Origin of the sequence: Conchiformibius steedae, assembly GCF_014054725.1 — a bacterium.
Taxonomy (GTDB): domain Bacteria; phylum Pseudomonadota; class Gammaproteobacteria; order Burkholderiales; family Neisseriaceae; genus Conchiformibius; species Conchiformibius steedae.
This window is the reverse complement of the sequence record NZ_CP059563.1, coordinates 573,119-599,229: the sequence shown is the minus strand read 5'-3', so window position 1 is coordinate 599,229 and position 26,111 is coordinate 573,119. Positions and strand designations below refer to the sequence as shown.

Sequence of the window (26,111 nt, the reverse complement as noted above, 5' to 3'; positions counted from 1 at the left end):
GTGGTTTTTAAATTTACAAATAACGCACGTTTTCTGCTACGTCCACGCTGATTGCCTTAATTTCAATCAAATGTGCAAACATTTGTTCTGCAAGGTTTTCATCGGCTGCCAATGCGGTTTGCAAGGCGCGTAATAAATCCGCTTTTTTCTTGGGGCGCGTTTTGCGAATCAGGCGCAATGCCTGCTCTGTGGTGGCGGTATGGTTGTCAACCTCCGCTGCAGATTCAACCTCCGCTGCAGGTTCAACCTCCGCTGCAGGTTCAACCTCCGCTGCAGATTCAACCTCCGCTGCAGATTCAACCTCCGCTGCAGATTCAACCTCCGCTGCAGGTTCAACCTCCACTGCAGGTTCAACTTCCGCTGCAGGTTCAACTTCCGCTGCAGGTTCAACTTCCGCTGCAGGTTCAACTTCCGCTGCAGGTTCAACTTCCGCTGCAGATTCAACTTCCGCTGCAGATTCAACTTCCGCTGCAGATTCAACTTCCGCTGCAGATTCAACTTCCGCTACAGGTTCTGCTTCCGCTGCAGGTTCTGCTTCCGCTGCAGATTCTGCTTCTGTTGCATCGGTCAACAGTGGCATAGTCGGACGGTTATCAGGCAAAGCAGCAGGCACGGGCGCAGGGGGCAGATATGCGCCCTCGTCTTCCGCCCAAGGCAGTGGCCATGCCCCGCCGTCCTGCTTGGCATCGCGGCATTGGCGTTTTAAACGGCGGCGTTGTTTTTTACCCAATTTGTCCCACAACAACAATTCTGCATCGGGATACACTTTTTGCAAAGCAGCGATATTGGCGCACATTTTTTTGTGGTCGCACACCACGGCAATGCGGGCGTGGTGGTGGTGCGCCAACAGGGTTTTTACCGCCGCCGTCATCGCCGAAACTGATTTTTTTTCTTCAAAATCGATGACTTCTGCCGCCGCATGGTTTTGCGCGAATGCCACGGCGCGTTTCAGCATTTTTTTACTGCGGGCAAACAAAAACACTGCACCCACGTTTTTGGGAATGCGGTTTAAATCGGCTTTTGTGCTTTGCAAATCAATCAGCAGGGTGTTCATGGTCTTCCTTTCCTGAAACGGCTTCGCCGCTTACGGCGCGGGCAAAGGCTTGAATAATCGGTTCAATCCATTCGTATTTGGTTTTTAAAGCGGCTTGGTTCACCACCAAACGGCTGGAAATATCGGCAATGTGTTCTACGGCTTCCAAACGGTTGGCTTTGAGTGTACCGCCTGTAGAAACCAAATCCACAATGGCATCGCTTAATCCCACCAAAGGCGCTAATTCCATTGAGCCGTACAGCTTGATAATGTCCACATGCACGCCTTTGGCAGCGAAATGGGCTGCGGCAATATCGGGGTATTTGGTGGCAACACGCAAACGCCGTCCGGGGCGCGAGGCTTGTTCGTAATCAAAACCCTGTCGCACCGCCACCATCATGCGGCATTGAGCAATCTGCAAATCCAAAGGTTGATACAAACCATCGCCGCCGTGTTCGGTTAAAACGTCTTTGCCCGCAATACCAAAATCCGCTGCGCCGTATTGCACATATGTTGGCACATCGGTAGCGCGGACAATTACCAAACGCACATTGGGGCGGTTGGTGCCGATAATCAGCTTACGCGAATGTTCGGGGTCTTCGGCAGGGGTAATGCCTGCGGCGGCAAGCAGCGGCAGGGTTTCGTCAAAAATACGCCCTTTAGACAGGGCAATGGTTAATTGTTCAGGCATCATTTGGTAACAGACGGGGAAGTTTTCAGCAAAATACGGATGTCTTCGGCAAGGTGGGCGGGGGAAGTGCCATAAGGCTCAAATACCACCACATTGCCTTTTTGGTCAAGCAGGTACGCACCTGATGTGTGGTCTATATTGTAAGCGGTGGCGGATTTAACTTCGGTTTTGGCAGAGACAATACGATATTGTTGTTTAACCAATGCCAATTGTTGGTTGCCTGTGGCAGTCAAACCAATAAAATTAGGGTGAAACTGCTTAACATAACGTCCGATTAAGTCAGGAGTATCGCGTTCGGGGTCCACGCTGACAAACACCACCGCCACTTTATCGGCATCTGCACCCAATAAATCCACGGTTTCACGGTAACTCAATAATTCGGTAGGGCAAACATCGGGACAATGCGAAAACCCAAACGCCAGCAACACCACTTTGCCACGTAATTGCGACAAGGTAAAAGGTTTGCCTGTGCCGTCTGTGAGTTCAAAATCGCCGCCAATGCGGTCGGAAGCGTGGATTTTTGCCCCTTTAAACACCGTTTCGGCAGCCACGGCAGCAGAAGCAGCAGGGGGATTTTCTTGTGTACCACAGGCTGCCAGCAGCCATAACACGCCACACAAGCACAAACATTTTTTCAGCATAGCCATTCCTGATAAAAAGTAGGGCAATCATACCAGCCGCGCCTGCTTGTGAAAACCGCCCATGCAAAAAATCCCTTGATAAATTATCAAGGGATTTTTAAATTTGGCGCGGTGGACGGGGCTCGAACCCGCGACCACCGGCGTGACAGGCCGGTACTCTAACCAACTGAGCTACCACCGCGCAATGGTTTAACTGCTATTGGCAATCAACCAAAAAACTTGGTGGGTGATGACGGAGTCGAACCGCCGACATTCTGCTTGTAAGGCAGACGCTCTACCAACTGAGCTAATCACCCGCTGTTTCGCAGCAGCGAAAGACGTTATTAAACCCGTTTTTGCATCGCTTGGCAAGCCCGTTTAGCCAATAAAAATGATTATATTTGATTTTTATAGAAAAATAGTTTTTCAAATGTGCTGATTTGTCATCATGTGTCCGAGTTTATCGGCTTTTACCGCCAAATAATGTTGGTTTTCGGGGTGATGCCCAACGTGCAGGGGCAGGCGTTCTACTACGTTAATCCCGCAATCGCGCAAGGTATCGAGTTTGTCGGGATTATTGGTAAGCAGGCGCACGGCAGCCACGCCAAGATGGTCGTAAATGTGTTTGGCAATGCGAAAATCGCGGGCATCTACAGGCAAGCCTAGGGCAAGATTGGCTTCTACGGTGTCCAAGCCTTGGTCTTGCAGGGCATAGGCACGGATTTTGTTAATCAGTCCGATGCCCCGCCCTTCTTGGCGCAGATAGACAATCACGCCGCGCCCTGCACTGTGTACGGCTTGCATGGCGGCTTGCAACTGCGGTCCACAATCGCATTTTTGTGAAAACAGGGCATCACCCGTTAAACATTCGGAATGAATGCGCGACAACACGGGTTCGCCGTTGGCAACATCGCCCATCACAAGGGCAATGTGTTCGCGTCCGTTGTCTTCTTGAAAGCCATGTAGGGTAAATACGCCGTATTCGGTGGGCAGACGGCATTGGCTTAAATGGTTTAGCTTGGGGGTCATGTAGTGGTTTCTCAATTTTGGGGGATGGCTTCGGGCGGGGGCAGCAACTGTGCCAACACAGGCTGCAATGCCAGCGTTAAGCCCAGCCAGTCGGCAAGCATTTCGGCACTAATGGGCTGATGATGGGCGAGATAGACGACACCGTACACACGCCCGTCACTCAAACACACGGGCAAAGCGGCTTGACTGTAGTCGTGGTGCTCGCCTTGCAAATCGCCACGTTGCAGCCATTCGGCAAGGTTTTCCGCCCAGTTTAACCAACCTGATACGGCACTGCGGGCAGCCAAATGATAGGGGTCTTGCGAACCATCGGCAGCAAGCTGTGCGGCGGGGGCTTCGCCCTGTTGTGCCAAACGCAGCAATACGCCCTGATGCAGACCATACACGGCAGCACCTGCCACAGGACAACGTTCGTAAGCGGCATCAAACGCCATAAAAATTTGTTTTAACAGGGCTTCATTGTCTTCATTACGCTCAAGGTATTCGGCAGCGGCAGGCTGCCACAACAAAGCCCTTTCCACCGCCGCTTGTCCGTGTTGAATCACTGCTTCGGCGGCGGCTTGCGCCACACGCACGGCATCGGCAGGCAAACGCAAACCTTGGGTTTGCAAATAATCCCGAATAGGCTCATACATAGCAAATCATCTCAATCTTTTAAGGCAGATAATATTGTTATAGTGTCAAGCATATTGGGGCAAATACCTTCTATCTCAAGCATCAGGCATATATTAAACCACACGCCCCCGCATCATCAGCAATATGCGGGGGCGTGTGCCTAGGGACACGCCCTAGTTCTTACAAACTTAAAATCGGAAGTGCTTACATTAAAAACCAATACGCCCACAACGACACCGCTACCACACTCAGGCAGTTCAGCACAAAGCCCACTTTCATCATGTCTTTTTGTCCGACCAAGCCCGTACCGAATACAATCGCATTCGGCGGCGTGGCAACAGGCAGCATAAAGGCACACGATGCACCGATGCCGATAATCATCACCAGCACTTCTTTGGGTAAACCCATTTGTGCGGCAATGGTGGCAAACACCGGCACCAGCAGCGCAGCCGACGCGGTATTGCTGGTTACTTCGGTTAAGAAAATAATAAACGCCGCCACCACCACAATCACCAGCCAAGGCGATGCCCCGCCAAAGCTTTGCGCCACTTCATTCCCCAAAGCGGCAGACGCGCCCGATTTGTCCATCAGACTGCTTAAAGTCAAACCGCCGCCAAACAGCAGCAACACACCCCAGTCGGTATTCCGCGCCACTTCGCGCCAACGCACCGTGCCAAACAGCACCACTGCCACCGCAGCCGCTACTGCAATCAGGCTGTCCATGCCTTTTGCCACGCCCGTCAGCGCCGCCAACTGCTTGCTCAAAATCCACGCTGCCGCCGTCAGCACAAAAATCACCACCGTAATCACACGGTGCAGCGTCCACGGAATATCTTCTTTTTCCTGAATATTCACGCGCTGCTGAAAATTGGGGCGCAACATCAGCAACAAAGACACCAACATAATCGGCAACAACACCAACATCATCGGCAAACCATAAGCCATCCAGCCCGAAAAATCCAAGTTCAATGCTTTGGCGGCAATGGCATTAGGTGGTGAACCCACCAGCGTTCCCAAACCGCCGATACTGGCACAATACGCAATCCCCAACAGCACAAATACAAAAGTATTGCGGTCTTTTTCGCGGTCCAGATGCGACATCATGCCCATTGCCAAAGGCAACATCATGGCAGCCGTGGCGGTATTGCTAATCCACATCGACAAAAACGCCGTTACCGCAAACACCAGCAGCACCGCCACCCACATATTACCCCGTGCCAGCGAAATCACCCACATGGCGATTTTGCGGTCCAACCTTTGCATGTGCAATGCCGTTGCCAAAGCAAAACCACCAAAAAACACATAAATAATCGGGTCGGCAAACCTTGCCAAAGCACTGTTTACCGTCATATCGGGAATATGGCACAACACCGCCAATATCGGCACCATCAGCGCGGTAACGGTAATATGCACCGCTTCGGTAAACCACAAAATCGCAATAAAAATCAAAATCGCCAAACCGCGGTTTACCATATCTTCATACGGCAGCACAAAATAACACAGCACGCTTACCGCCGCCGCAATCAGGCTGATAATCAGCCCGCGAAAATCGGTAATCGGGGTTTGCGCACTTTCCAACGACAGGTTTTCGGGCAGGTTTTGCCCGCTGGGGTTGTGTTTAAAATCCACCATAGCGTGTTCCTTGAATGCTTGGGTTGTGGTTTACGCAGGCATTATAGCCCTTCCCCACCCACCTTTTCAAATCTTAACGCAGATGTAATAAAAGTACAAAATCAGTGGTTTATTTGTTAATTAAAATAAAGCCCCTATGTCGGGGCATCGCTTATTTACCTGCCCATACACACGGCACGTACCGCAGCCACGATTTCTTCTTCATGCTCAATTTGGCGGATAAGGGCAAAATCGCTTTCGGAAATCAAACCTTTGCCCAATACCTGTTCGCGTAACCAATCCACCAACCCCTGCCAAAACGCTTTGCCCGACAAAATAATCGGACGTGGCGGAATTTTGCCTGTTTGCACCAGCGTCAGCGTTTCAAACAATTCGTCCAGCGTACCAAAACCACCCGGTAATATCACATACGCCACGGCGTGTTGCACAAACATGGCTTTGCGCGAAGCAAAATGGTTAAAGTGTAAGGCGATATTTTGATAGGAATTCGGCACTTGTTCGCGTGGTAAAACAATATTCAGCCCCACCGATATGCCGCTGCCCGCATACGCGCCTTTGTTTGCTGCTTCCATAATGCCCGGTCCACCACCCGACAGCACGGTAAAACCCGCATCGGCAAACTGCCGTGCCAAACGCTCGGCAAACGCATATTCGGGCGTATTGGCGGGAATGCGGGCGCTGCCGTAAATACTGACGGCAGGTTGTACGGTGTCCAATTCTTCATCGGCGCGGACACACTCGTCAAAAATCTGTTGATAAATATGGGTATTATTGTTAAACATCTTTTTTCTCTGAAACAAGGTTAATCATGCGCCATCATAACAGAAAGCCACTCCGTCCACCTGCCCTATGGCAAAATCAGACTACACATTGCGCGTTTTCAGCCACATTGCCCACAATACTACCAACACCACACTGAAAAACACCGCACTCCACCACGCCAAAGGCACACCCAACACACGATACACTTCGCCACACGCGCCTGTGCCGCGAATCAGCGGTTCATACCAGTCAAACAAAGGCGCACCGCGCAAACGGAACGTCCACGGCGCACCGCATGGCGGCTGCTCCAGCAAAGGCAGGCTTTGCAAATGAATTTGTTTCACGGCAATATACAGCCCAAACAAAGCAGGCAAAGAAATTACCGCCGCTGCCACAGTACGCGCCCACCGTGCTGCCAAAGGCAAAAGCAGACACAAGGGCGACACCAGCGCAATCCCCACCAATGCCAAACGCTGTTGAATACACATCACACACGGGTTCATGCCCCACACATATTGCGCCAATAAAGACGCACACACACCCGCCGCCGCCACAGCAAACACCAGCCACACCGTTTTACGATACATTTTGACCCCTAATAAAAAATCGGGCATTTTACCCTCATTTGTTTCGCCCGATACAGCGGTTTTAGCACAAAAGCGTATAATCGCGCTTTTTTCTTTAAGCCGTTTGTATGTCTCAAGCTCTGGTTGTTTTTTCAGGCGGACAGGATTCCACCACTTGTCTGTTTCTCGCCCTGCGCGAACACGGCGCGGGCAAGGTACGCGCCATCGCCTTCCATTACGGGCAACGCCACGCGGTAGAATTGGACAAAGCCGCTGCCATTGCCCGCGATTTAAATGTTCCGCTGACTGTATTGGATTTGTCGGTTATGCAAAGCGTAACCCACAATGCTTTAATGGACGACCACGCCACCATCAGCAGCAACAGTCAAGGCATGCCCAATACTTTTGTTGACGGGCGCAATGCTTTGTTTTTACTGTATGCGGCGATTTTTGCCAAATCACACGCCATACACGATATTTATATCGGTGTGTGCGAAACCGATTTTTCGGGTTATCCCGACTGTCGCGCCGAGTTTATCCGCTCTATGCAGCAAACCTTGCAATTGGCAATGGATTATCCGTTTCGGTTGCACACGCCTTTAATGTATCTGACTAAAAAGCAAACGTGGGCATTGGCAGACGAATTGGGCGCGTTTGATTTTGTGCGCACCCGCACCCACACCTGCTATTTGGGCGTGGAAGGCGGTTGCGGCGAATGCCCCAGCTGTATTTTGCGCGAACGCGGTTTGCGCGAGTATTTGGCAGAACGCGCCGACACGGAAAGCAGACAACCATGAACAAAACCATACGCACCGAAATCTTTACCCGTTTGCGCGATGCCAATCCACACCCCACCACCGAACTGAATTACAACAGCCCGTTTGAATTGCTGATTGCCGTTTTGTTGTCGGCGCAGGCAACCGATGTGGGCGTGAATAAAGCCACCGCCAAGCTGTTTCCCGTTGCCAATACGCCGCAGCAGATATTGGATTTGGGCTTGGACACGCTGCGTGAGTATGTGAAAACCATCGGTTTGTACCAAACCAAATCCAAACACATTATGCAAACCTGCCGTTTGCTGCTGGAAAAACACGGCGGCGAAGTCCCGCAAACGCGCGAAGAATTGGAAGCCTTACCCGGTGTGGGACGCAAAACCGCCAATGTGGTGCTGAACACGGCTTTCGGGCAAGCGGTCATGGCTGTGGATACGCATATTTTCCGCGTATCCAACCGCACCAAAATCGCCACGGGTAAAGACGTGCGTGAAGTGGAAGACAAGCTGATGCGCTTTGTTCCAAAAGAATTTTTAATGGACGCGCACCATTGGCTGATTTTGCACGGACGTTATACCTGCAAGGCGCAAAAACCGCAGTGCGCCCGCTGTCTGATTCAAGATTTGTGCGAATACGGCGCAAAAAACCTGTGAGTCGTTTTCAAACGGCGGCGCACGTTTTACAATGTTAATACGCCTTTGGTCGGATAAAAAAGGAAGATATCCCATGATTACTCTTGCTGTAGATGCAATGGGCGGCGACATCGGTTTGGACGTAACCGTGCCTGCCGCAGCCGATTTTTTGCGGCGGCATGCCGATGTGCGCCTGATTTTGGCGGGCGATGAAAGCCGTTTGCGTGCAGCCTTGGCAGAACACACCGATATTGCCGCGAAAATAGACATCTGCCACGCCTCGCAGGTGGTGGCAATGGACGAAGCCCCGCAAAGTGCTTTAAAAAACAAAAAAGATTCGTCTATGCGCGTTGCCATTGAACAGGTAAAAAACGGTACGGCACAAGCGGCGGTGTCGGCAGGCAACACGGGCGCACTGATGGCAACAGCGCGTTTTATCTTAAAAACTTTGCCGAATATTGACCGTCCCGCCATCGCCAAATTTCTGCCCGCTGCCAACGGACATTTAACGCTGGTGTTGGATTTGGGTGCCAACACAGACTGCACCCCGCAGCAATTGTTTCAGTTTGCCGTGATGGGCAGCGAACTGTTTGGCGCACTGCGCCCGCAAAGCAGTACGGCGCGGGTGGGTTTGCTCAATATCGGCACGGAAGACATCAAAGGCACGGAAGCCGTCAAAGAAACCTTTTCCCTATTAAAAAACAGCCCGTTAAATTTTATCGGCAATATTGAAGGCAATGAAATTTTTGGCGGCGATGTGGATGTGGTGGTGGCAGACGGCTTTGTCGGCAATATAGTATTAAAAACCATTGAAGGCGCAGTAAAATTTATGGGTGGCGAAATCAAAGCCGAATTTGAACGCAATGCCTTTACCAAATTGGGCGGACTGGCTGCCCTGCCCGCTTTAAACAACTTTAAACAGCGGCTGGACCCGCGCCGTTTTAACGGAGCGATTTTTCTCGGTTTGCGCGGCATTGTGATTAAAAGCCACGGCGGCACCGATGCCATAGGTTTTGCCTACGCGCTGGAAGAAGCCCTACACGAAGCCAAAGCCGACAGCCTGAACAAAATCCAAGCAGGCATCGCCCAAAAGCTCAATACAGCAACACCTGCCGAAAACGCCTAAACAAAAAAACCAGATAGCTAACTATCTGGTTTTTTAATTAGAACTTAACGCCTTTATGCAACGCCACCACGCCTGCTGTCATATTGTGATAATCTACTTGGTCAAAGCCCGCTTCCAACATCATCTGTTTCAGCGTTTCTTGGTCGGGGTGCATGCGGATGGATTCAGCCAAATACTGATAGCTGTCCGCATCTTTGGCAATCCATTTACCCATCAGCGGCAGCAGCTTAAACGAATATAAATCGTAAACAGGTTCAAGCGGTTCATAAACTTTGGAAAATTCCAACACCAGCAGCGTCCCCCCCGGTTTTAACACACGGTGCATTTCTTTTAACGCCACCTCTTTATGTGTCATATTCCGCAAACCAAACGACACCGACACTAAATCAAAATAATTGTCGGGGAAAGGCAGTTGTTCGGCATCGCACACCGCAACAGGCAAAATCAAGCCCTCGTCCAATAAACGGTCGCGCCCCACCGTAAGCATGGACGAATTGATGTCCGTCAGCCACACTTCGCCTGTTTTGCCCACGCGCTTTGCCCAGCCGCGCGACAAATCGCCCGTTCCCCCTGCAATATCCAGCACTTTGCCGCCTTTGGGAACACGCGCCGTATGCACGGTAAAATGTTTCCACACACGGTGCAGCCCACCCGACATCACATCATTCATCAAATCGTAGTTTTTGGCTACCGAATGAAACACTTGGGCAACACGCCCTGCTTTTTCGCTTTCGGGAACGGTTTGATAACCGAAATGCGTTTGTTGGTCTTGATTATTCATCATGCTTTCTTTATCTAAAGTCAGTTTATTCAAAATGCAAACCCGTTTGCCACTACCTGCTTACGGACGACGTTTGCCAAACAGCAGTTCATAGCCCAAATACAGCAGCGGAATCAGCATAATGCCCAAATACAGCGCATTTGCCAATACATAGGGCAACGCCAGCAGCAGCACAAACAGCATACCGAATACCGCACCACCCAAATGTGCCGCGTGTCCCAAATTGTCCCACGGGCGCGGGTTGAGCATCATGTGTACCGAATAAGCAAAATACAGTGTGCCAAAAATCCATGCGGGAATCGGAATCGGGATAAAAAACAAAAACAGCGACATCATCGGATTCAGCGCAATGGATGCAAACAGCACCCCCGATACCGCGCCCGATGCGCCGATTGCTACGTAAGACGGACGGTTACGGTACAGCCACAGCGAAAACGCACTGCCCGCCAGCATAGAACCGAAATACACAATCAAAAATCCCGCCACACCAAACGCCGCCAACATCACAGGCGCGAAAAAATACAGCGTCAGCATATTAAACAGCAGGTGCATGGCATCGGCGTGTAAAAATCCCGATGTGATTAAGCGGCGGTATTGCTTGTCGCGCAGCACCGAACCCACATGAAACTGATAACGCTGAAACACAAATTGGTTTTTCCAGCCAATCATGCTCACCACGCAGGTTAGCCCAATCAGGGCAAGCAAAACCAATGTATTGATATTGGCAAAATTCATTAATATTCCTTATTTTGCGTTTAAATGGTGCTGCACGCGGCGCAGATAATCCTGCCAAAGTGCATCGTATTCTGTTGCCAAACGGTGTAAATACGCCCAATCGTACAAACCGCTGTCGTGTCCGTCTGAAAACACGATTTTTACAGCATAATGTCCCACAGGGGCAAGCGCGGTTATCGATACATCTTGCTTGCCCGTTTGCAAAACGGGTTTGCCGTGTCCGCGCACTTCGGCACTGGGCGAATACACACGCAGGTATTCGGCAGACAGGGCATAAGACGTGCTGCCATAGTCCAATAACAGCACGCGCCCTTGATTTTGCAAACGGATTTCTGTGGGCATCATGATTATTTTTTCCGGTTAAAACGGCGATTTACCGTTTGGGAACAAGCCTTTCATGCCTTTTGCCATGCGCATCAGCTTGGTCATATTGCGCCCGCTAAACATTTTCATTACCTGCTGCGATTGTTCAAACTGCTTGAGCATTTTATTGACTTCCTGCACGGTAACGCCTGCACCTGCGGCAATGCGGCGTTTGCGGCTGGCTTTAAGCAAGGCGGGATTGGCGCGTTCTTTGGGGGTCATGGAATTGATAATGGCTTCCACATGCCCCATCGCTTTTTCTGCCGTGCCTTCGGGAATGTGTTTGGACAGCTGTCCCAATTCGCCCGGCATTTTGGACAATAGGTTTTCCAAACCGCCCATATTGCGCATTTGCTGGATTTGTGCTTTAAAATCATTTAAATCAAATGATTTGCCCTTATTGAGCTTTCTCGCCATATCGGCGGCGACTTCTTCGTCAATGCCCTTTTGCACGTCTTCAATCAGGGTCATCACGTCGCCCATGCCCAAAATGCGGCTGGCGATGCGGTCGGGGTGGAAGGGTTCAAGCCCGTTTACTTTTTCGCCGATACCGATAAATTTAATCGGTTTGCCCGTCACTTGGCGCACCGACAACGCCGCACCGCCGCGCGAGTCGCCGTCCATTTTGGTCAAAATCACGCCTGTCAGCGGCAGGGCTTCATCAAAGGCTTTGGCGGTATTGACGGCATCTTGACCCAGCATGGCATCCACCACAAACAGGGTCTCAATCGGATTCAATACAGCGTGTACTGCTTTGATTTCCGACATCATTTCTTCGTCAATTGCCAAACGACCCGCCGTATCCACCATCAGCACGTCATAAAAATGCTTTTTGGCGTAATCTTGCGCGGCGCGAACGATTTCTACGGGTTTTTGCGTGGGGTCAGACGGGAAAAAATCTACATTTACCTGTTGCGCCAATAATTTAAGCTGTTCAATGGCGGCGGGGCGGTACACGTCGGCAGACACGGTTAGGATTTTCTTTTTCTTGTCCTGCTCTTTCAGCAAACGCGCCAGCTTGCCCACGGTGGTGGTTTTACCCGCGCCCTGCAAACCTGCCATCAAAATGGTGGCGGGGGGAACGGTAGCAAGGTTTAAGGCGCTGTTTTGCTTACCCATCAACTCAACCAAGGCTTCGTTTACAATACCAAAAAAGGCTTGGTCGGGGGTGAGGTTGTCGGCGATTTCGTGTCCGAGGGCGCGTTCTTTGATGTGATTGACAAAGTCTTTCACAATCGGCAGGGCAACATCGGCTTCTAACAGGGCAAGGCGCACTTCGCGCAAAGCGGCTTTGATGTTGTCTTCGGTAAGGGTAGCCTGACCGCGGATGTTTTTGAAAATTTTACTAAAACGGTTGGTTAAATTGTCAAGCATGGACACAGTCCTTTAGAAATTCGCAACGGGCTTATTTTAGCACAATCGGCAAACAAACCGCCCGCAACAACAAGGGCGTGCGGGCGGAAATCAGGCGCAATATAGATTATTCGGGGGCGCGGAAGGCTTCGTGGCAGGATTTGCATGATGCGCTGACTGCACCGAATGCGGCTTTGATGTCGTCCAATTTGCTGGTTTGTGCGGCTTCGTTTAAGGCATCAACAGCTTGGAAAAAACGGTCGCGCTCGCCCGCAAAAGCATCTGCCTGCAACCACACGGCAGGCAGGGAACGTCCGTTGCCATCGGGGTCGTTGGCAAAATGGTCAAACGGGGCGCGGGCTTCTTTGGCAAACGATGCGGCTAATTTTTTAAATTTTTCTTCATCAAACGCATCATCGCCTTTTGCCATTTTACCCATATCGGAATAAGTGGGCATAAACGATTTAAACGCAGCACTGCGTTCTTTAGATAGTTCGCCCTTGCCTGTGGCAAAGGTTTGTCCGCCTGCTTGTGTGCCTGCTGCAGCGGAAGCAGCAGGGGCAGAAGCAGCTTGCGGGGCGGGGGCTTCGCCACCACACGCGCCCAATACCAAAACAGTACCCAATAGGACAAGATATTTATGCATAGTGTGTTCCTTAAAAATAATTATTTGTGAATGCTAGGGCGTGTCCCTATTTGCTTTGCCAAGCGGTTTTTTGAGTAGAAATCTGCGTATGCAAGGCAAAAATCCGCGCAAGGTTGGACACCTTGCAAGGATTTTTAACGCGGCAGACGCGGGTTTATACCAAAAACACCGCCGCATAAGTAAATAGGGACACGCCCTAACTGCAACGCCCATCTTACCATAAGCAGCCCACCGCTGCATAAAACCCGCCCAAGGCGATTTGTCGGCGCACCGCTTAAAATTTTGCTTTGTTGGTGTTATGATTGGGCGCATCAACCTTTTTATTCAACAGCACACCCAAGGAAACAGCAAACATGGCAATTTTGATTACTGGTGCATCGGCAGGTTTTGGTGCGGCAATGGTGCGCCGTTTTGTCCAAGCGGGCTATCCCGTTATCGGCATGGCACGGCGCGGCGAAAAATTAAACGAATTAAAAGAAAAACTGGGCAGTATGTTGCAAGTGGTAGAAGCCGATGTGTGCAACAAACATTCGGTAGATGCTGCCTTGGCAAGCTTGCAAAACCTGCCCGAAGCCTTCCGCCAAATCGACTGCCTGATTAACAACGCAGGATTGGCATTGGGTTTAGACCCCGCCCACCAAGCCGATTTTGACGATTGGGAAACCATGATTCAAACCAATATTGTCGGTTTAAGCTACCTGACCCGCCAAGTGTTGCCGCAAATGGTGGAACGCGGCAACGGTTATATCATCAATTTGGGTTCAATCGCGGCGAATTATCCCTATCCGGGGGGCAATGTTTACGGCGCGACTAAAGCCTTTGTGCAGCAGTTCAGCCTGAATTTACGCGCCGATTTGCACGGTACGGGTGTGCGCGTAAGCGTGATTGAACCAGGCTTATGCGGCGGCACGGAATTTTCTCATGTACGCTTTAAAGGCAACAGCGAACGCGCCGATGCCCTGTACCGCGACACCGATTCTTTAAGCGCAGACGATATTGCCGAAACCGCGCTGTGGCTGTACCAACGCCCCAAACACGTTAATGTCAACAGCTTGGAAGTGATGCCCGTGTCGCAAAGTTTCGGTGCGCTGCCCGTTTACCGCCCTGCGCCGCCGCCCCCGCCCGCACCCGCCGAACTGCCCGCCCTTGCCGATGCCCATCAGCCCGAAAAAGAAAAAAGTCTGTTGGAACGCTTGGCAGATTGGTTAAAATAGAAATAAGGAAAAAACATGACTTTCCGCATCGGTCAGGGCTATGACGTACACCAGCTCGTTCCCAACCGCCCCTTGATTCTCGGCGGCGTAACCATTCCGTTTGACAAAGGTCTGCTCGGACATTCGGATGCCGATATTTTGCTGCACGCCATCACTGATGCCCTGCTCGGTGCAGCGGCGTTGGGCGACATCGGCACACATTTTCCCGACACCGCCGCCGAGTTTAAAGACGCCGACAGCCGCGAACTGCTGCGCCGCGCCTATGCCGCCGTGCGTCAAGCAGGCTGGCGCATTGTCAATGTGGACAGCACCATTATCGCCCAACAGCCCAAACTCAAACCGCACATTCCCGCCATGCGCGCTAACCTCGCCGCCGATTTGGATTTGCCCGAAAACTGCATCAACATCAAAGGCAAAACCAATGAACAACTCGGTTATTTAGGACGCATGGAAGGCATGGAAGCGCAAGCCGTGGTACTGTTGCAAGCCATTTGATTATCTTATTGAAAGCAAACCATGACCCAAGACGAATTAAAACGCCAAGCCGCCATTAAAGCAGTAGAATTTGTCCCCGACAACGAATACATCGGCATCGGCACGGGCAGCACCGTCAATCACTTTATCCGCGCACTGGGCGAAAGCGGCAAAACCGTTAAAGGCGCAGTGTCCACCTCACGGCAAAGTTCCGAATTGATGGCGCAATACGGCATCCCCGAAATCCACCCAAACGAAGTTTCGTCCCTGCCCGTGTATATTGACGGCGCAGACGAAATCAACCATTTACTGCAAATGATAAAAGGCGGCGGAGGCGCACATTTAAGCGAAAAAATCGTGGCAAACCTGGCACAAAAATTCATCTGCATTGCCGATGAAAGCAAATACGTTTCCCGTTTGGGCAAGTTTCCGCTGCCTGTGGAAGTCGTACCGATGGCACGTTCCATGGTGTCGCGCGAACTGGTAAAACTGGGCGGACGACCCGAACTGCGTATTGGTGTTAAAACCTTAAACGGCAATGAAATTGTCGATGTACACGGTTTGGATTTCAGCCAACCCATGGCAATGGAAACCCGTTTAAACAGCATTTTGGGCGTGGTGGAAAACGGCTTGTTCGCCCACCGCCCCGCCGATGTACTGCTGCTGGCAGGCAAAGACGGCGTAAAAATGCTCACGGCACAGCCCTAAAAATACAGCGGGCAAATCAAAGCACTTGAAAACGTGTTATGATTTCGGATTGCCCCAATCCTGCCCGCCACAGCAAACAGCCGTTTTAACTATTTTTTACTTACCCGTATTCGGCAGCCGTTTTGCCTGATGATACGGGTGCTTATTTGTGGAGAACCCAATGTTTTCTATCCGCCGTTACTTACACACCTGCGCTTTGGCAGCAGCCGTGTGGCTGACTGCCGCCTGCGGTAACGAAGCCCCCGCCACCCCGTCCGCGCCCGCTGCTGCCGCCGGCGACAGCGGCGAAGAAAAACCCACTTATGTGGTGATTACCCAATCGTCCCACCCGCCGTTTTCCATCCGCAATTCCGACGGCAGCATGAGCGGTTTGGATGTGGAACTGCTGCAGGCAGTGGCGCAGGCAGAAGGCTTTAAGCTGCAAGTGATGCCGCATAATTTAAGCGGCATGCTCGACATCCTGCAAAGCGGTCATGCCGATATTGCCACCGGTATTCAGATTACCCCCGAACACCAAAATACCTTTATTTTCAGCCAGCCCTATTTGGAATCGGGCTACGGCTTTTTACTGCCTTCTTCCAAAAAAATCAGTAATGTAAATGAGTTGCAAGGCAAGGTATTGGCGGTAACCAGCGGCGGTACGGTAGAAAAACAGCTTCGCAGCACCAACATCACCGACAAAATCCTGCCCACCGCCACCCTGTATTTGGGTCTGAAAGAAGTCAAACAGGATAATGCCGCCGCCGTGTACGGCACGGAAGCCGCGCTCAAACCCTATTTGCAGCAAAACCCCGATTTTGTGTTTATCCCCGATGAAAAATCAGGACAAATCCAATTTGCTTTTGCCTTGGAACAACGCGGCGCCCCGCTGCGCGGCAAAATCAATGATGGCTTAAACACCCTGCGTGCCAACGGCATGTATCAGAAAATCATCAATAAATGGCTGCATTCCGCCCACAGCGTGAACGCTTCGGCATCATCACATTCGTCCGCTCCCCACTAATGCCGCTGCAGACTGCCTGCACACAGGCAGTCCGTGCATATTTTTACGCCTAATCCATGTTTTACCGTAAACTTTACACCCTGTTTGCCGCCGTGCTGCTGGCTGGCGCGTGTGCGCCCGTACATCTGCCGCCTGCCGCCCCCGATACCACACCCAACATCCGCACCCCCGCTGCCGATAAAGGCACACATTACCGCGCCACCGTTACCGCCGTTTCCGATGGCGACACCGTCCGCGTTAGCGACAACCAAGGGCGCAGCCATAAAATCCGTCTCGCATTTATCGATGCCCCCGAAACCACGCAAACGCATGGTGCAGAAAGCCGCGAAGCCCTTGCCAAACTGGTGCAGGGGCGCGAAGTGGACGTGGAAATTGTGGACATTGACCGCTACCGCCGCCAAGTTGCCCGCCTAAGCAGCGGCAAACGCGACATCAATTACCTGCAAATCCAACACGGACACGCTTGGCATTACCAATCCATCGCCAAACGCAACCAAGCCAAAGACGACTTTGCCCGCTACGCCGCCGCCGAACAGCACGCCCGCCGTCAACACATCGGCTTGTGGCAACACCCGCGCCCCCTTGCTCCGTGGGATTACCGCAAAAACAAACGTCAAAAACACCAGTTGGAACACTAAACCATGCTACTCAAGCTCACCGCCCGTCAAAAAAAGAAACTGTATCAAAGCGCCGCTGCCCTGATTAGTGCAGCCGTGCTGGCAATCTTCGGCATTTCGCAAGGTCCGAGTAACAGCAAAAACTACAGCGGCACCGTAACCGCCGTTACCGATGGCGATACCGTCCGCATTACCGACCACAACGGACAAAAACAGCGCATCCGCATGGCGTTTATCGATGCCCCCGAAAGCAGCCAAAGCCACGGCAAAGCCAGCCAAGCCGCCTTAAAACAAATGGTGGAAGGCAAAAAAGTTCAGGTAGAAGTGATTGACACCGACCAATACCAACGCCAAGTCGCCCGCCTGCGCATCAACGGCGAAGACGTCAATTTTGCCCAAATTCAAAACGGACACGCTTGGCATTACCAATCCATTGCCAAGCGCAATCAGCCCAAAGACGACTTTGCCCGCTACGAAAGCGCACAAGCAGAAGCCAAAAAACAACGCAAAGGCTTGTGGCGTGAGCGCAGCCCCCTTGCCCCGTGGGATTACCGCAAAGAAAAACGCGCAGGCAAACAGCCCGAATAAACAAAAAGGCTGTCCGAAATGGACAGCCTTGTGATTATTTACGCGGATAATCTTGAAATTCCGTTAAAAAATTCTGCAACATTTCATGCCCGTGTTCCGTCAGCAGCCCTTCGGGGTGAAACTGCACCCCTTCCACCGCATAATCACGGTGGCGCACACCCATAATTTCCCCGTCTTCCGTCCACGCCGTGATTTCCAAACAATCGGGCAAGGATTCGCGCTCAATCACCAAGCTGTGATAGCGCGTACACACCACAGGATTGGGCAAATCGCGAAATACCCCCGTTCCATGATGAAACACGGGCGAAGTTTTACCGTGCATCAGCGTTTTGGCACGCACCACTTTTCCTCCAAAGGCCTCGCCTATGGTCTGATGCCCCAAGCACACGCCCAAAATCGGAATTTCACCCGCAAAACGGCGCATCGCCGCCACCGAAATCCCCGCTTCTTTGGGCGAACACGGTCCCGGACCAATTAGCAAGTAATTCGGGCGTAAATTCGCAATTCCGTCCAAATCAATGTCGTCATTACGCAACACTTTCACTTCCTGACCCAATTGGGCAAGGTATTGGACAATGTTGTAGGTAAAGCTGTCGTAGTTATCAATAAAAAGCAGCATAATAATTCCTTGATACCTTGCGGCATTATGGGGCAAAAAACAATCGGGACGGTATTTTTACAGATTTTGCACACGGGCGCAAAACTGCGCTGACTATCGCCATGTTAAACAGCGTTTACAGAATCTAACGCTATGTAATAACAGATTTGGGCTATAATCGCTTACTATGATTGTTTTTACATTCGGGCAAACAGGGCAAAAACGGGGTTCCGTATGTTGCCCTGTCCGATTATGCTTATGAATAACCTATTAAAATCTAAAACAAATACATGGATTCCCATGTTGTTTGTTTTATTGAGTTTGGGTGGGGCGGCAGTGAGCCATGCCAACCCCGACGACCATTTGGAGCAGTTGCTGCGTCAGCGCCAACAGCCGCAGCAAAATACCCCTCAAGACAATTTGGATGCGCTGATTCGTTCAAAATCTGCCGATTCACGCTCTGCTGCACCGCAAAGCAAACCGTCTGATAAAGCGTCTTCTACATTGCGCTTAAACCGCTCGGTACAGCAAGCAACCGCTAAACACGACGTTGCCAGCAAACAGCAAACTGTGCGGCAATCAAGCGGCGGACGCAGCGATGCCGATGCACTGTTGTCCAATGCCATGGGCTTGTTGGGCGTGGCATACCGTTTTGGTGGTACCAGCCCGAGCACGGGTTTTGACTGTAGCGGTTTTATGCAGCATATTTTCCGCAAGGCGTTTGCAGTAAACCTGCCGCGCACTTCCGCACAACAGGCGCAAGTCGGCACGCACGTCAGCCGCGCCAACTTGCAACCGGGCGATATGGTGTTTTTCCGTACTTCGGGACGACGCATTTCCCATGTGGGCATGTATGTGGGCAATAATCGCTTTATCCACTCACCGCGCACAGGCAAACGCATTGAAATCACCAACTTGGGCAGCAAATATTGGAGTGCGCGTTACGCCACCGCCCGCCGTGTGAAAAATTAAGGTTGCGCCATGCCGATGCCTGAATTGCCGCGTTGGCACGGTGAAGACGGTCAAACCGTTGCCTGCACCGAAAAAATCAAGGTGATGCGCGAAAACATGACTGAGCTGTATCAAGCCGCTCAAGATGCCTTTGAAGATGCGCTGCTGATGGGTTGCGCCGAACAGCAAGTGCGTGATTTTTTGGCAGATTTGATGGCAGGTATAGAAAATCCTTACCGTTAAAAACCACAGCGGCTGTCTGAACCATTCAGGCAGCCGCGTTTGTTGTGAAAGAGTGCCATGCAGGAACACGTCCGCCAAATTATTCTCGATACCGAAACCACAGGGTTGAACGCCAACGACCCCGTTCACCCCGACCGCCTGATTGAATTTGCCGGTTTGGAAATGATTAACCGCCAATTCACAGGCAACAGTCTGCACCTGTATGTCCACCCCGAGCGCGATATTCCCGAAGAAGCCGCAGCGGTACACGGCATTACCTTGGAAAAACTAGACGGCAAGCCCGTATTCGCACAAGTTGCGCAAGAAATCTTTGATTTTATTCAAGGTTCGGAACTGATTATCCACAATGCCAAATTTGACGTAGGCTTTTTAAACGCCGAATTTGCCCGTGTCAACCTGCCCGAAGTGCAAACCGTGTGCGCCATTACCGACACGCTGGCAATGGCGCGGGAAAAATATCCGGGGCAAAAAGCCAGCTTGGACGCATTGTGCAACCGCTTGGGCGTGGACCGCAGCCGCCGTGTTTTGCATGGCGCGTTAATTGACTGCGAACTGCTCGGCGGCGTGTATCTTGCCATGACACGCGGGCAATTCAGCCTGATGGCAGGCGAAGATGATGGTGAAACTGCTGTTTCCCACACGGAAAATCACAGCATTTCCGCATCGCCGCGCCCCAGCCAATTAAAAGTGCGCCGTGCCAGTGCCGAAGAATGCGCTGAACATGAAAGTTATTTGGACGCATTAGGCGAAAACTGCCTGTACCGCCGCGACCTTACCGCCGCAGAAGCAGAAGCAGAAGCAGAAGCAGAAGCAGAAGCAGAAGCAGAAGCCAAAAAGGATACACCGTGAATGCCGCCGTGTTAATTCCCGCTGCGGGTGTTGGCAGCCGTTTTGGGGCAGAAATCCCCAAACAATATACTGTATTAGCTGGAAAAACCGTTTTGGCACACACAGTAGATATTTTCCGTGCCAATCCGCGCATCAGCCAAATCGCCGTGGTGGTTGCGCCTGATGATGCCTTTATTGACGAACTGAACTTGCCCGCACATATTTGCCGCGCAGGGGGCGACAGCCGCGCCGAAAGTGTCCGCAACGGACTCAATCATTTACTGAAAAACGATTTGGTATCGCCCGATACGCCCGTGTTGGTGCACGATGCTGCGCGTTGCTGTCTGCCCGCTGCCGCACTGGAACGCCTGCTCGACGCTGCCGATGCCCCACACGGTGCATTGCTCGCCCTACCCGTTGCCGATACCCTCAAACGCCAAGACACACACGCTTGCGCCGAAACCACCCTGCCCCGCGATGGCTTGTGGCAGGCGCAAACGCCGCAGCTTTTTCCTGCTGCGCTGCTGCAACGCGCTTTAAACGGCAGTTTGGACGGCATTACTGACGAATCTTCTGCCGTAGAACGTTTGGGCTTGCGCCCGCGTTTAATCACAGGCGACAGCCGCAACCTCAAATTAACACGCCCCGATGATGCCCTGTTGGCAGAAGCCTTGTTGCGCTTGCGCCCTTAAAGCACATCAACGGTTTGCAGCAGGCGCGAACTTTGTTAAGATTGCCCTTTTTCATCAGGCAGACACATCATGAGCCGCACCGTACACTGCATCAAATTGGGTAAAGAAGCACCCGCAATGAAATTCCAGCCCCTGCCCAACGAATTGGGCAAGCGCATTTTTGACAATGTTTCGCAAGAAGCGTGGGAAGCGTGGACACGCCACCAAACCATGCTGATTAACGAAAACCGTTTAAGCCTTGCCGACCCGCGTGCGCGCGAATATTTGGCACAACAAATGGAAAACTACTTTTTCGGCGACGGCGCAGATGCGGTTCAAGGCTATGTACCCCAAGCCTGAGTGCCCAAATTATAGATAGAAAAATCTAATCCAATCGGGTACAATAGCCCGAATATTTATCCCCAACCGCCGTAAGGCATTTAATCAAGGACAAAATGATGTCAAACAATGTTGAACAACAAGTGAAAAAAATCGTTGCCGAGCAATTGGGCGTGGCTGAAGACCAAGTGAAAAACGAATCTTCTTTCCAAGACGATTTGGGCGCAGATTCTTTGGACACCGTAGAATTGGTAATGGCTTTGGAAGAAGCTTTCGGCTGCGAAATCCCCGATGAAGATGCTGAAAAAATCACCACCGTTCAGGCAGCCATCGATTATGTAAACGAACGCCAAGGCTAATCCCCTTGCTTTCTATCCAGCCTCTGATGGGCGGTTCGCCGCAATCGGGGGCTGTTTTTACAACACGCCGCACGGTTCAGCCCAGCCTGTCAACCCATCGGCAAAGAAAGGAATTCCCATGAATCAAAGACGTGTCGTGATTACTGGCTTGGGACAAGTGTCGCCAGTGGGCAACGACCCTGCCTCGGCGTGGCAAAACCTGCTGGCAGGCAAAAGCGGTATCAGCACCATCACCCGTTTTGACGCTTCCGAACTGGCGTGCCAAATTGCGGGCGAAGTGAAGGATTTTGACATCGGTGCTTACCTGCCCGCCAAAGAAGCCCGCCGCATGGACGTATTTATCCATTTCGGCATTGCTGCTGCTTTGCAAGCGGTGGCAGATGCAGGTTTGGACGACGTTGCCGATTTGGATAAAAACCGTGTGGGTGTCAATATCGGTTCGGGCATCGGCGGCTTGCCGCTGATTGAAGAAACCGCCAATGTGTTGCAAAAAGGCGGTCCGCGCAAAATCAACCCGTTTTTTATCCCTGGTTCACTGATTAACCTGATTGCTGGACACGTTACCATCTTAAAAGGCTACCGTGGTCCCAGCTACGGCATGGTTTCTGCCTGTACCACAGGCGCACACTCTATCGGCGATTCGGCGCGTATGATTAAATACGGCGATGCTGACGTGATGATTGCAGGTGGCGCAGAAAGCGCAGTTTGTACCTTGGGCGTAGGCGGATTTGCCGCCATGAAAGCCCTGTCCACCCGCAACGACGACCCCGCCACTGCCTCACGCCCGTGGGATAAAGGGCGCGACGGTTTCGTAATGGGCGAAGGCGCAGGCATTCTCGTGCTGGAAGAGCTGGAACACGCCAAAAAACGCGGTGCGAAAATTTACGCCGAATTGGTTGGTTTCGGTATGAGTTCCGATGCCCACCACATTACCGCGCCCAATGTGGAAGGTCCTGCCCTCGCCCTGCAACGCGCCCTCAACGACGCGGGTTTAAATGCCAACGAAATTGATTATGTGAACGCGCATGGCACGTCCACCCCTTTAGGCGATGCCAATGAAACCAACGCTTTAAAAATGGTATTTGGCGAACACGCCCGCAAGCTGACCATCAGTTCCACCAAATCCATGACGGGACACCTGCTCGGTGCAGCAGGCGGCGTGGAAGCCGTTTACAGCGTATTGGCGATTCATCATCAAGCCGTTCCACCCACCATCAACCTGCACGAGCAAGATGTGGAAAACGGCTGCGATTTGGATTACTGTGCCAACGAAGCCCGACAAATGACTGTCCGCGCCGTTGCTTCCAACTCTTTCGGTTTTGGCGGTACCAACGGCACACTGGTCTTTAAAAAGTTTGAAGGATAAGCAAAAAACAAGTGCTTGATAAATAATCAAGCACTTGTTTTATTAAATCATCCCCAAATCCCGCAAACCGCGAAAAATCCCGTCTTCATCGGCACGCGGACAAACATATTTCGCCAAACGCTTTAGTTCAGGCGCAGCATTGCCCATCGCCACCCCAAAACCCACCGCCTGCAGCATTTCCACATCGTTTGCCCCGTCGCCAAACGCCATCGCCTCTTCCATTTGCACACCCAAAGCCTGCAAAACCGCCGCAATCCCCCGCGCTTTTGAACCTGCCGCGTCCAAAATATCCACACCGTACTGATGCCAACGCACCGTTTTTAAATGCGCGGGCAACATCGCCGCTACCGCCTTATCGTATTCAGGCGGATAAAACGCCAGCATCTGATACACCTCTTGCGTATCATAATGCCGTTTATCCACAATATACGGCAAACCCAATTCCGCCGCTGCTGCCGCAAAATGCGCCTCTTCCCACGCCACCGCCACATCGTTCGCCGACACAAAAGCATGGTTGATACCCGCCTGTTCCAACGCCGCCGACACCCCTGCCAACACCTGCCGCTGCATCGGAAACGCCTTCAAAACCTCCCCTTGATAACGGATATACTGCCCGTTAATCAGCAACACAGGGTCAATACCGTATTCATCAATCAACTGCTTGGCAGCTTCAGGCAACACAGACGGACTGCGCCCCGAAGCAATCGCCACCCGAATCCCCTTTTCCTGCAAACGCCTAATGGCATCACGGGCAGAATCGGGAATCAAACGTTGCCGTTTCAAATATAAAGTATCATCAATATCAAAAAACACGATTTTTGGAACAAACATAAGCCACTATTCAAAATCAATATATTACAAAAACGCCCGCAGAATTGCGGGCGTTACAAAATCAAAAAACCAAATTAGTCTTTTTTGCGGGCAGGTAGTTTTTCTTTAATACGCGCTGCCTTACCGGTCAAGCCGCGCAAGTAGTACAGTTTGGCACGGCGCACATCGCCACGGCGTTTCACTTCAATTTTTTCCACACGGGGCGAATACAGCGGGAAAGTACGCTCTACGCCTTCGCCGTTAGAAATTTTACGCACGATAAAGCTGCTGTTCAAACCACGGTTGCGCTTGGCAATCACCACGCCTTCATAGGCTTGCAAACGGGTGCGGTTGCCTTCCACCACACGCGCCCACACCACCACGGTATCACCGGGGGCAAAAGCGGGGATTTCTTTATTCAAGCGGGCAATTTCTTCTTGCTCAAGTTGTTGAATCAAATTCATTTTGTTTTTCCTTAATATAATATGGATTTGCCTGTTCCTTTCGGATACGTTCCAAAAGACGGGCTTCCTGTGGGCTAAACGTGCGTCCGTCCAATAATTCAGGACGGCGCGATAAAGTACGCCGTAACGACTGTTCCAGCCGCCATTCGGCAATTTTGGCATGATTGCCAGACATCAAAACTTCGGGCACGGGCATGCCATCAAATTCGGCGGGGCGGGTGTAGTGCGGGCAATCCAACAAACCGTCTGCAAACGAATCCTGCTCGGCGGAACGGCTGTCGCCCAACACATCGGGCAGCAACCGCAGCACGGCATCCATCAACATCATTGCGGGCAGTTCGCCACCCGAAACAACAAAATCGCCAATGGAAATTTCTTCATCTACATGGGTTTGCAAAACGCGTTCATCTACGCCTTCATAACGTCCACACAGCAAAATCAGATTGGGCTGTTGTGCCAGTGCGGCTACGCGCTGATGAGTCAGCGGTGCGCCCTGCGGACTGAGATAAACCACGCGGCTGTCGCCTTGGCAACGGCTGCGGGCAAAACCAATAGCAGCCTGAAGCGGTGCTGCCATCATAATCATGCCCGGTCCGCCGCCAAACGGACGGTCGTCAATATAACCCAAACGGTTATCGGCAAACTGGCGCGGGTTGACGGTATCAAAACGCCACAAACCCTGCCGCAACGCCCGTCCGCTCACACCGTGTTCCGTTAATGCGGCAAACATTTCGGGAAACAGGGTAACAGCCTGAAAAAACATCAGTAATCTGCACCCCAATCAGCGGTAATCACACCGGTTTCGGCATTGACATCATCAATATAATGCGACACAAACGGAATCAGTTTTTGCCCGAATGTACCGTTTACCACCAAAATATCGTGTGCGCCAGTATCCATCAGATTGGCGACTGCGCCCAATTCCACCCCATCGCGGTTCAGCACTTTCATACCGACCAAATCCGCCCAATAATACTCGTCTTCCTCGGCAGGTGCAAAAGCTTCACGGGCGATTTCAATGGTATAGCCGCGCAATAATGCAGCGGCATCGCGGTCGTCAATCCCGACAAATTTAACTTGCAATTCATCGCCTACTGCTTTGCCTTCCGCCACTTCAACCGTGCGGATGCTGCCATCACGGCGCAATTGCCATTCGGGATAGTCAAGCAGACTATCGGCAAATTCGGTATCGGCTTTGACTTTCAGCCAGCCTTTAATACCAAATGCGCCTTTAATATAGCCCATTGCCACCCAGTTTTGTGCGTCCATTAGGCGGCTGCTTGACCTTTAACCAATTTGGCAACGGCATCACTCAATTGTGCGCCTTGACCAATCCAGTGGTTCAAACGGTCGCTGTGCAGACGCACGCGCTCTTGTTTTTCATTGGCAACGGGGTTGTAAAAACCCACGCGCTCAATAAAACGACCGTCGCGGCGGGCGCGGCTGTCGGCTACGATGATGTTGTAAAAAGGACGTTTTTTAGAGCCGCCACGGGCCAAACGGATAACTACCATGTGTTTA

35 protein-coding genes and 2 tRNA genes are annotated in these 26,111 nt (G+C 51.7%); 16 read left to right on the top strand and 21 right to left on the bottom strand.

Going from position 1 to position 26,111, the window contains the following annotated elements:
* Positions 1-13 precede the first annotated feature (13 nt).
* The 10 genes from H3L98_RS03445 to H3L98_RS03400 form a co-directional block, all read right to left on the bottom strand.
* Positions 14-1,054 carry a hypothetical protein gene (locus tag H3L98_RS03445; protein WP_182078451.1) on the bottom strand — a complete coding sequence of 347 codons (1,041 nt, stop codon included), beginning with the start codon at positions 1,052-1,054 and terminating at the stop codon, positions 14-16.
* Positions 1,035-1,727: an ATP phosphoribosyltransferase gene (gene hisG, locus H3L98_RS03440; protein WP_051532169.1), complete on the bottom strand. Its 693-nt coding sequence runs from the start codon at positions 1,725-1,727 to the stop codon at positions 1,035-1,037. The genes H3L98_RS03445 and hisG overlap by 20 nt, the downstream gene beginning before the upstream one ends.
* Positions 1,724-2,365, bottom strand: coding sequence for an SCO family protein (locus tag H3L98_RS03435; RefSeq protein ID WP_246327837.1), 642 nt, complete (start codon positions 2,363-2,365; stop codon positions 1,724-1,726). The genes hisG and H3L98_RS03435 overlap by 4 nt, the downstream gene beginning before the upstream one ends.
* A 104-nt stretch (positions 2,366-2,469) precedes the next feature.
* Positions 2,470-2,546 (bottom strand) — tRNA-Asp (locus H3L98_RS03430).
* A gap of 39 nt (positions 2,547-2,585) precedes the next feature.
* A tRNA-Val gene (locus H3L98_RS03425) sits at positions 2,586-2,661 on the bottom strand.
* Positions 2,662-2,770: 109 nt separating this feature from the next.
* Positions 2,771-3,373 carry a GTP cyclohydrolase II gene (gene ribA, locus H3L98_RS03420; protein WP_027022749.1) on the bottom strand — a complete coding sequence of 201 codons (603 nt, stop codon included), beginning with the start codon at positions 3,371-3,373 and terminating at the stop codon, positions 2,771-2,773.
* 11 nt (positions 3,374-3,384) lie between these two features.
* A complete protein-coding gene (locus H3L98_RS03415) occupies positions 3,385-4,008 on the bottom strand; it encodes a hypothetical protein (RefSeq protein ID WP_027022750.1) in 624 nt (207 codons plus the stop codon).
* A gap of 184 nt (positions 4,009-4,192) precedes the next feature.
* Positions 4,193-5,620 (bottom strand): SLC13 family permease, encoded by a 1,428-nt coding sequence (locus H3L98_RS03410; RefSeq protein WP_051532170.1) that lies wholly within the window; start codon positions 5,618-5,620, stop codon positions 4,193-4,195.
* Positions 5,621-5,775: 155 nt separating this feature from the next.
* Positions 5,776-6,402 (bottom strand): LOG family protein, encoded by a 627-nt coding sequence (locus H3L98_RS03405; protein ID WP_027022752.1) that lies wholly within the window; start codon positions 6,400-6,402, stop codon positions 5,776-5,778.
* 81 nt (positions 6,403-6,483) lie between these two features.
* On the bottom strand, positions 6,484-6,969 hold the full coding sequence (locus H3L98_RS03400; protein ID WP_034333962.1) for a disulfide bond formation protein B: 486 nt from the start codon (positions 6,967-6,969) through the stop codon (positions 6,484-6,486).
* 107 nt (positions 6,970-7,076) lie between these two features.
* Here H3L98_RS03400 and queC point away from each other — a divergent pair, with 107 nt between their 5' ends.
* The 3 genes from queC (at position 7,077) to plsX (ending at position 9,479) form a co-directional block, all read left to right on the top strand.
* Positions 7,077-7,745 (top strand): 7-cyano-7-deazaguanine synthase QueC, encoded by a 669-nt coding sequence (gene queC / locus H3L98_RS03395; RefSeq protein ID WP_027022754.1) that lies wholly within the window; start codon positions 7,077-7,079, stop codon positions 7,743-7,745.
* Complete coding sequence (gene nth / locus H3L98_RS03390; RefSeq protein WP_027022755.1) at positions 7,742-8,374, top strand: endonuclease III; 633 nt, start codon at positions 7,742-7,744, stop codon at positions 8,372-8,374. The genes queC and nth overlap by 4 nt, the downstream gene beginning before the upstream one ends.
* Positions 8,375-8,447: 73 nt before the next feature.
* Positions 8,448-9,479 (top strand): phosphate acyltransferase PlsX, encoded by a 1,032-nt coding sequence (gene plsX / locus H3L98_RS03385; protein WP_027022756.1) that lies wholly within the window; start codon positions 8,448-8,450, stop codon positions 9,477-9,479.
* 37 nt (positions 9,480-9,516) lie between these two features.
* On the opposite strand, the gene ubiE is transcribed toward plsX, so the two are convergent.
* The 5 genes from ubiE to H3L98_RS03360 all read right to left on the bottom strand — a co-directional run bounded on the left by ubiE (position 9,517) and on the right by H3L98_RS03360 (position 13,357).
* Positions 9,517-10,260 carry a bifunctional demethylmenaquinone methyltransferase/2-methoxy-6-polyprenyl-1,4-benzoquinol methylase UbiE gene (ubiE, locus tag H3L98_RS03380; RefSeq protein WP_420838891.1) on the bottom strand — a complete coding sequence of 248 codons (744 nt, stop codon included), beginning with the start codon at positions 10,258-10,260 and terminating at the stop codon, positions 9,517-9,519.
* Between the two features lie 60 nt (positions 10,261-10,320).
* Positions 10,321-10,995: a rhomboid family intramembrane serine protease gene (locus H3L98_RS03375; RefSeq protein WP_034333949.1), complete on the bottom strand. Its 675-nt coding sequence runs from the start codon at positions 10,993-10,995 to the stop codon at positions 10,321-10,323.
* A 9-nt stretch (positions 10,996-11,004) separates the two neighbouring features.
* Positions 11,005-11,340: a gamma-butyrobetaine hydroxylase family protein gene (locus H3L98_RS03370; RefSeq protein ID WP_034333951.1), complete on the bottom strand. Its 336-nt coding sequence runs from the start codon at positions 11,338-11,340 to the stop codon at positions 11,005-11,007.
* 15 nt (positions 11,341-11,355) lie between these two features.
* Positions 11,356-12,732, bottom strand: a complete 1,377-nt coding sequence (ffh, locus tag H3L98_RS03365; protein ID WP_027022760.1) for a signal recognition particle protein — start codon at positions 12,730-12,732, stop codon at positions 11,356-11,358.
* Positions 12,733-12,838: 106 nt separating this feature from the next.
* Entirely contained in the window at positions 12,839-13,357 is a 519-nt protein-coding gene (locus H3L98_RS03360) for a c-type cytochrome (RefSeq protein ID WP_027022761.1), read from the bottom strand.
* A 353-nt stretch (positions 13,358-13,710) separates the two neighbouring features.
* On the opposite strand from H3L98_RS03360, the gene H3L98_RS03355 reads away from it, so the two are divergent.
* The 6 genes from H3L98_RS03355 to H3L98_RS03330 all read left to right on the top strand — a co-directional run bounded on the left by H3L98_RS03355 (position 13,711) and on the right by H3L98_RS03330 (position 17,961).
* A complete protein-coding gene (locus tag H3L98_RS03355) occupies positions 13,711-14,571 on the top strand; it encodes an SDR family oxidoreductase (RefSeq protein ID WP_027022762.1) in 861 nt (286 codons plus the stop codon).
* A 15-nt stretch (positions 14,572-14,586) separates the two neighbouring features.
* Positions 14,587-15,066 carry a 2-C-methyl-D-erythritol 2,4-cyclodiphosphate synthase gene (gene ispF / locus H3L98_RS03350; RefSeq protein WP_027022763.1) on the top strand — a complete coding sequence of 160 codons (480 nt, stop codon included), beginning with the start codon at positions 14,587-14,589 and terminating at the stop codon, positions 15,064-15,066.
* A 21-nt stretch (positions 15,067-15,087) separates the two neighbouring features.
* Positions 15,088-15,753, top strand: coding sequence for a ribose-5-phosphate isomerase RpiA (rpiA, locus tag H3L98_RS03345; RefSeq protein WP_027022764.1), 666 nt, complete (start codon positions 15,088-15,090; stop codon positions 15,751-15,753).
* Positions 15,754-15,901: 148 nt separating this feature from the next.
* On the top strand, positions 15,902-16,756 hold the full coding sequence (locus H3L98_RS03340; RefSeq protein ID WP_156932356.1) for a substrate-binding periplasmic protein: 855 nt from the start codon (positions 15,902-15,904) through the stop codon (positions 16,754-16,756).
* A gap of 56 nt (positions 16,757-16,812) precedes the next feature.
* Positions 16,813-17,394, top strand: coding sequence for a thermonuclease family protein (locus tag H3L98_RS03335; protein WP_027022765.1), 582 nt, complete (start codon positions 16,813-16,815; stop codon positions 17,392-17,394).
* 3 nt (positions 17,395-17,397) lie between these two features.
* Positions 17,398-17,961, top strand: a complete 564-nt coding sequence (locus tag H3L98_RS03330; RefSeq protein ID WP_051532172.1) for a thermonuclease family protein — start codon at positions 17,398-17,400, stop codon at positions 17,959-17,961.
* A 34-nt stretch (positions 17,962-17,995) separates the two neighbouring features.
* Here the strand turns inward: H3L98_RS03330 and H3L98_RS03325 are convergent, their stop codons facing one another.
* Positions 17,996-18,580: an aminodeoxychorismate/anthranilate synthase component II gene (locus H3L98_RS03325; RefSeq protein WP_027022767.1), complete on the bottom strand. Its 585-nt coding sequence runs from the start codon at positions 18,578-18,580 to the stop codon at positions 17,996-17,998.
* Positions 18,581-18,859: 279 nt separating this feature from the next.
* Here H3L98_RS03325 and H3L98_RS03320 point away from each other — a divergent pair, with 279 nt between their 5' ends.
* The 7 genes from H3L98_RS03320 (at position 18,860) to fabF (ending at position 23,316) form a co-directional block, all read left to right on the top strand.
* A complete protein-coding gene (locus tag H3L98_RS03320; protein ID WP_084481935.1) occupies positions 18,860-19,531 on the top strand; it encodes a C40 family peptidase in 672 nt (223 codons plus the stop codon).
* A gap of 9 nt (positions 19,532-19,540) precedes the next feature.
* Positions 19,541-19,753, top strand: a complete 213-nt coding sequence (locus H3L98_RS03315; protein ID WP_027022769.1) for a hypothetical protein — start codon at positions 19,541-19,543, stop codon at positions 19,751-19,753.
* 57 nt (positions 19,754-19,810) lie between these two features.
* Positions 19,811-20,602 carry a DNA polymerase III subunit epsilon gene (gene dnaQ, locus H3L98_RS03310; protein ID WP_051532173.1) on the top strand — a complete coding sequence of 264 codons (792 nt, stop codon included), beginning with the start codon at positions 19,811-19,813 and terminating at the stop codon, positions 20,600-20,602.
* Positions 20,599-21,273, top strand: coding sequence for a 2-C-methyl-D-erythritol 4-phosphate cytidylyltransferase (ispD, locus tag H3L98_RS03305; protein WP_027022770.1), 675 nt, complete (start codon positions 20,599-20,601; stop codon positions 21,271-21,273). The genes dnaQ and ispD overlap by 4 nt, the downstream gene beginning before the upstream one ends.
* Before the next feature lie 69 nt (positions 21,274-21,342).
* A complete protein-coding gene (locus H3L98_RS03300) occupies positions 21,343-21,612 on the top strand; it encodes an oxidative damage protection protein (protein WP_027009910.1) in 270 nt (89 codons plus the stop codon).
* A gap of 98 nt (positions 21,613-21,710) precedes the next feature.
* A complete protein-coding gene (gene acpP / locus H3L98_RS03295) occupies positions 21,711-21,950 on the top strand; it encodes an acyl carrier protein (protein ID WP_027022771.1) in 240 nt (79 codons plus the stop codon).
* A gap of 118 nt (positions 21,951-22,068) precedes the next feature.
* Entirely contained in the window at positions 22,069-23,316 is a 1,248-nt protein-coding gene (fabF, locus tag H3L98_RS03290) for a beta-ketoacyl-ACP synthase II (protein ID WP_027022772.1), read from the top strand.
* A gap of 42 nt (positions 23,317-23,358) precedes the next feature.
* On the opposite strand, the gene H3L98_RS03285 is transcribed toward fabF, so the two are convergent.
* From H3L98_RS03285 to rpsP, 5 genes are all read right to left on the bottom strand, one after another.
* Positions 23,359-24,147 carry a Cof-type HAD-IIB family hydrolase gene (locus tag H3L98_RS03285; protein WP_027022773.1) on the bottom strand — a complete coding sequence of 263 codons (789 nt, stop codon included), beginning with the start codon at positions 24,145-24,147 and terminating at the stop codon, positions 23,359-23,361.
* A 74-nt stretch (positions 24,148-24,221) separates the two neighbouring features.
* Positions 24,222-24,590: a 50S ribosomal protein L19 gene (rplS, locus tag H3L98_RS03280; RefSeq protein ID WP_027022774.1), complete on the bottom strand. Its 369-nt coding sequence runs from the start codon at positions 24,588-24,590 to the stop codon at positions 24,222-24,224.
* Complete coding sequence (gene trmD, locus H3L98_RS03275; RefSeq protein ID WP_027022775.1) at positions 24,568-25,353, bottom strand: tRNA (guanosine(37)-N1)-methyltransferase TrmD; 786 nt, start codon at positions 25,351-25,353, stop codon at positions 24,568-24,570. The genes rplS and trmD overlap by 23 nt, the downstream gene beginning before the upstream one ends.
* A complete protein-coding gene (gene rimM, locus H3L98_RS03270; RefSeq protein ID WP_027022776.1) occupies positions 25,353-25,859 on the bottom strand; it encodes a ribosome maturation factor RimM in 507 nt (168 codons plus the stop codon). Before rimM ends, trmD begins: the two co-directional genes overlap by 1 nt.
* Positions 25,859-26,104 (bottom strand): 30S ribosomal protein S16, encoded by a 246-nt coding sequence (gene rpsP, locus H3L98_RS03265; RefSeq protein ID WP_027022777.1) that lies wholly within the window; start codon positions 26,102-26,104, stop codon positions 25,859-25,861. The genes rimM and rpsP overlap by 1 nt, the downstream gene beginning before the upstream one ends.
* Positions 26,105-26,111 lie beyond the last annotated feature (7 nt).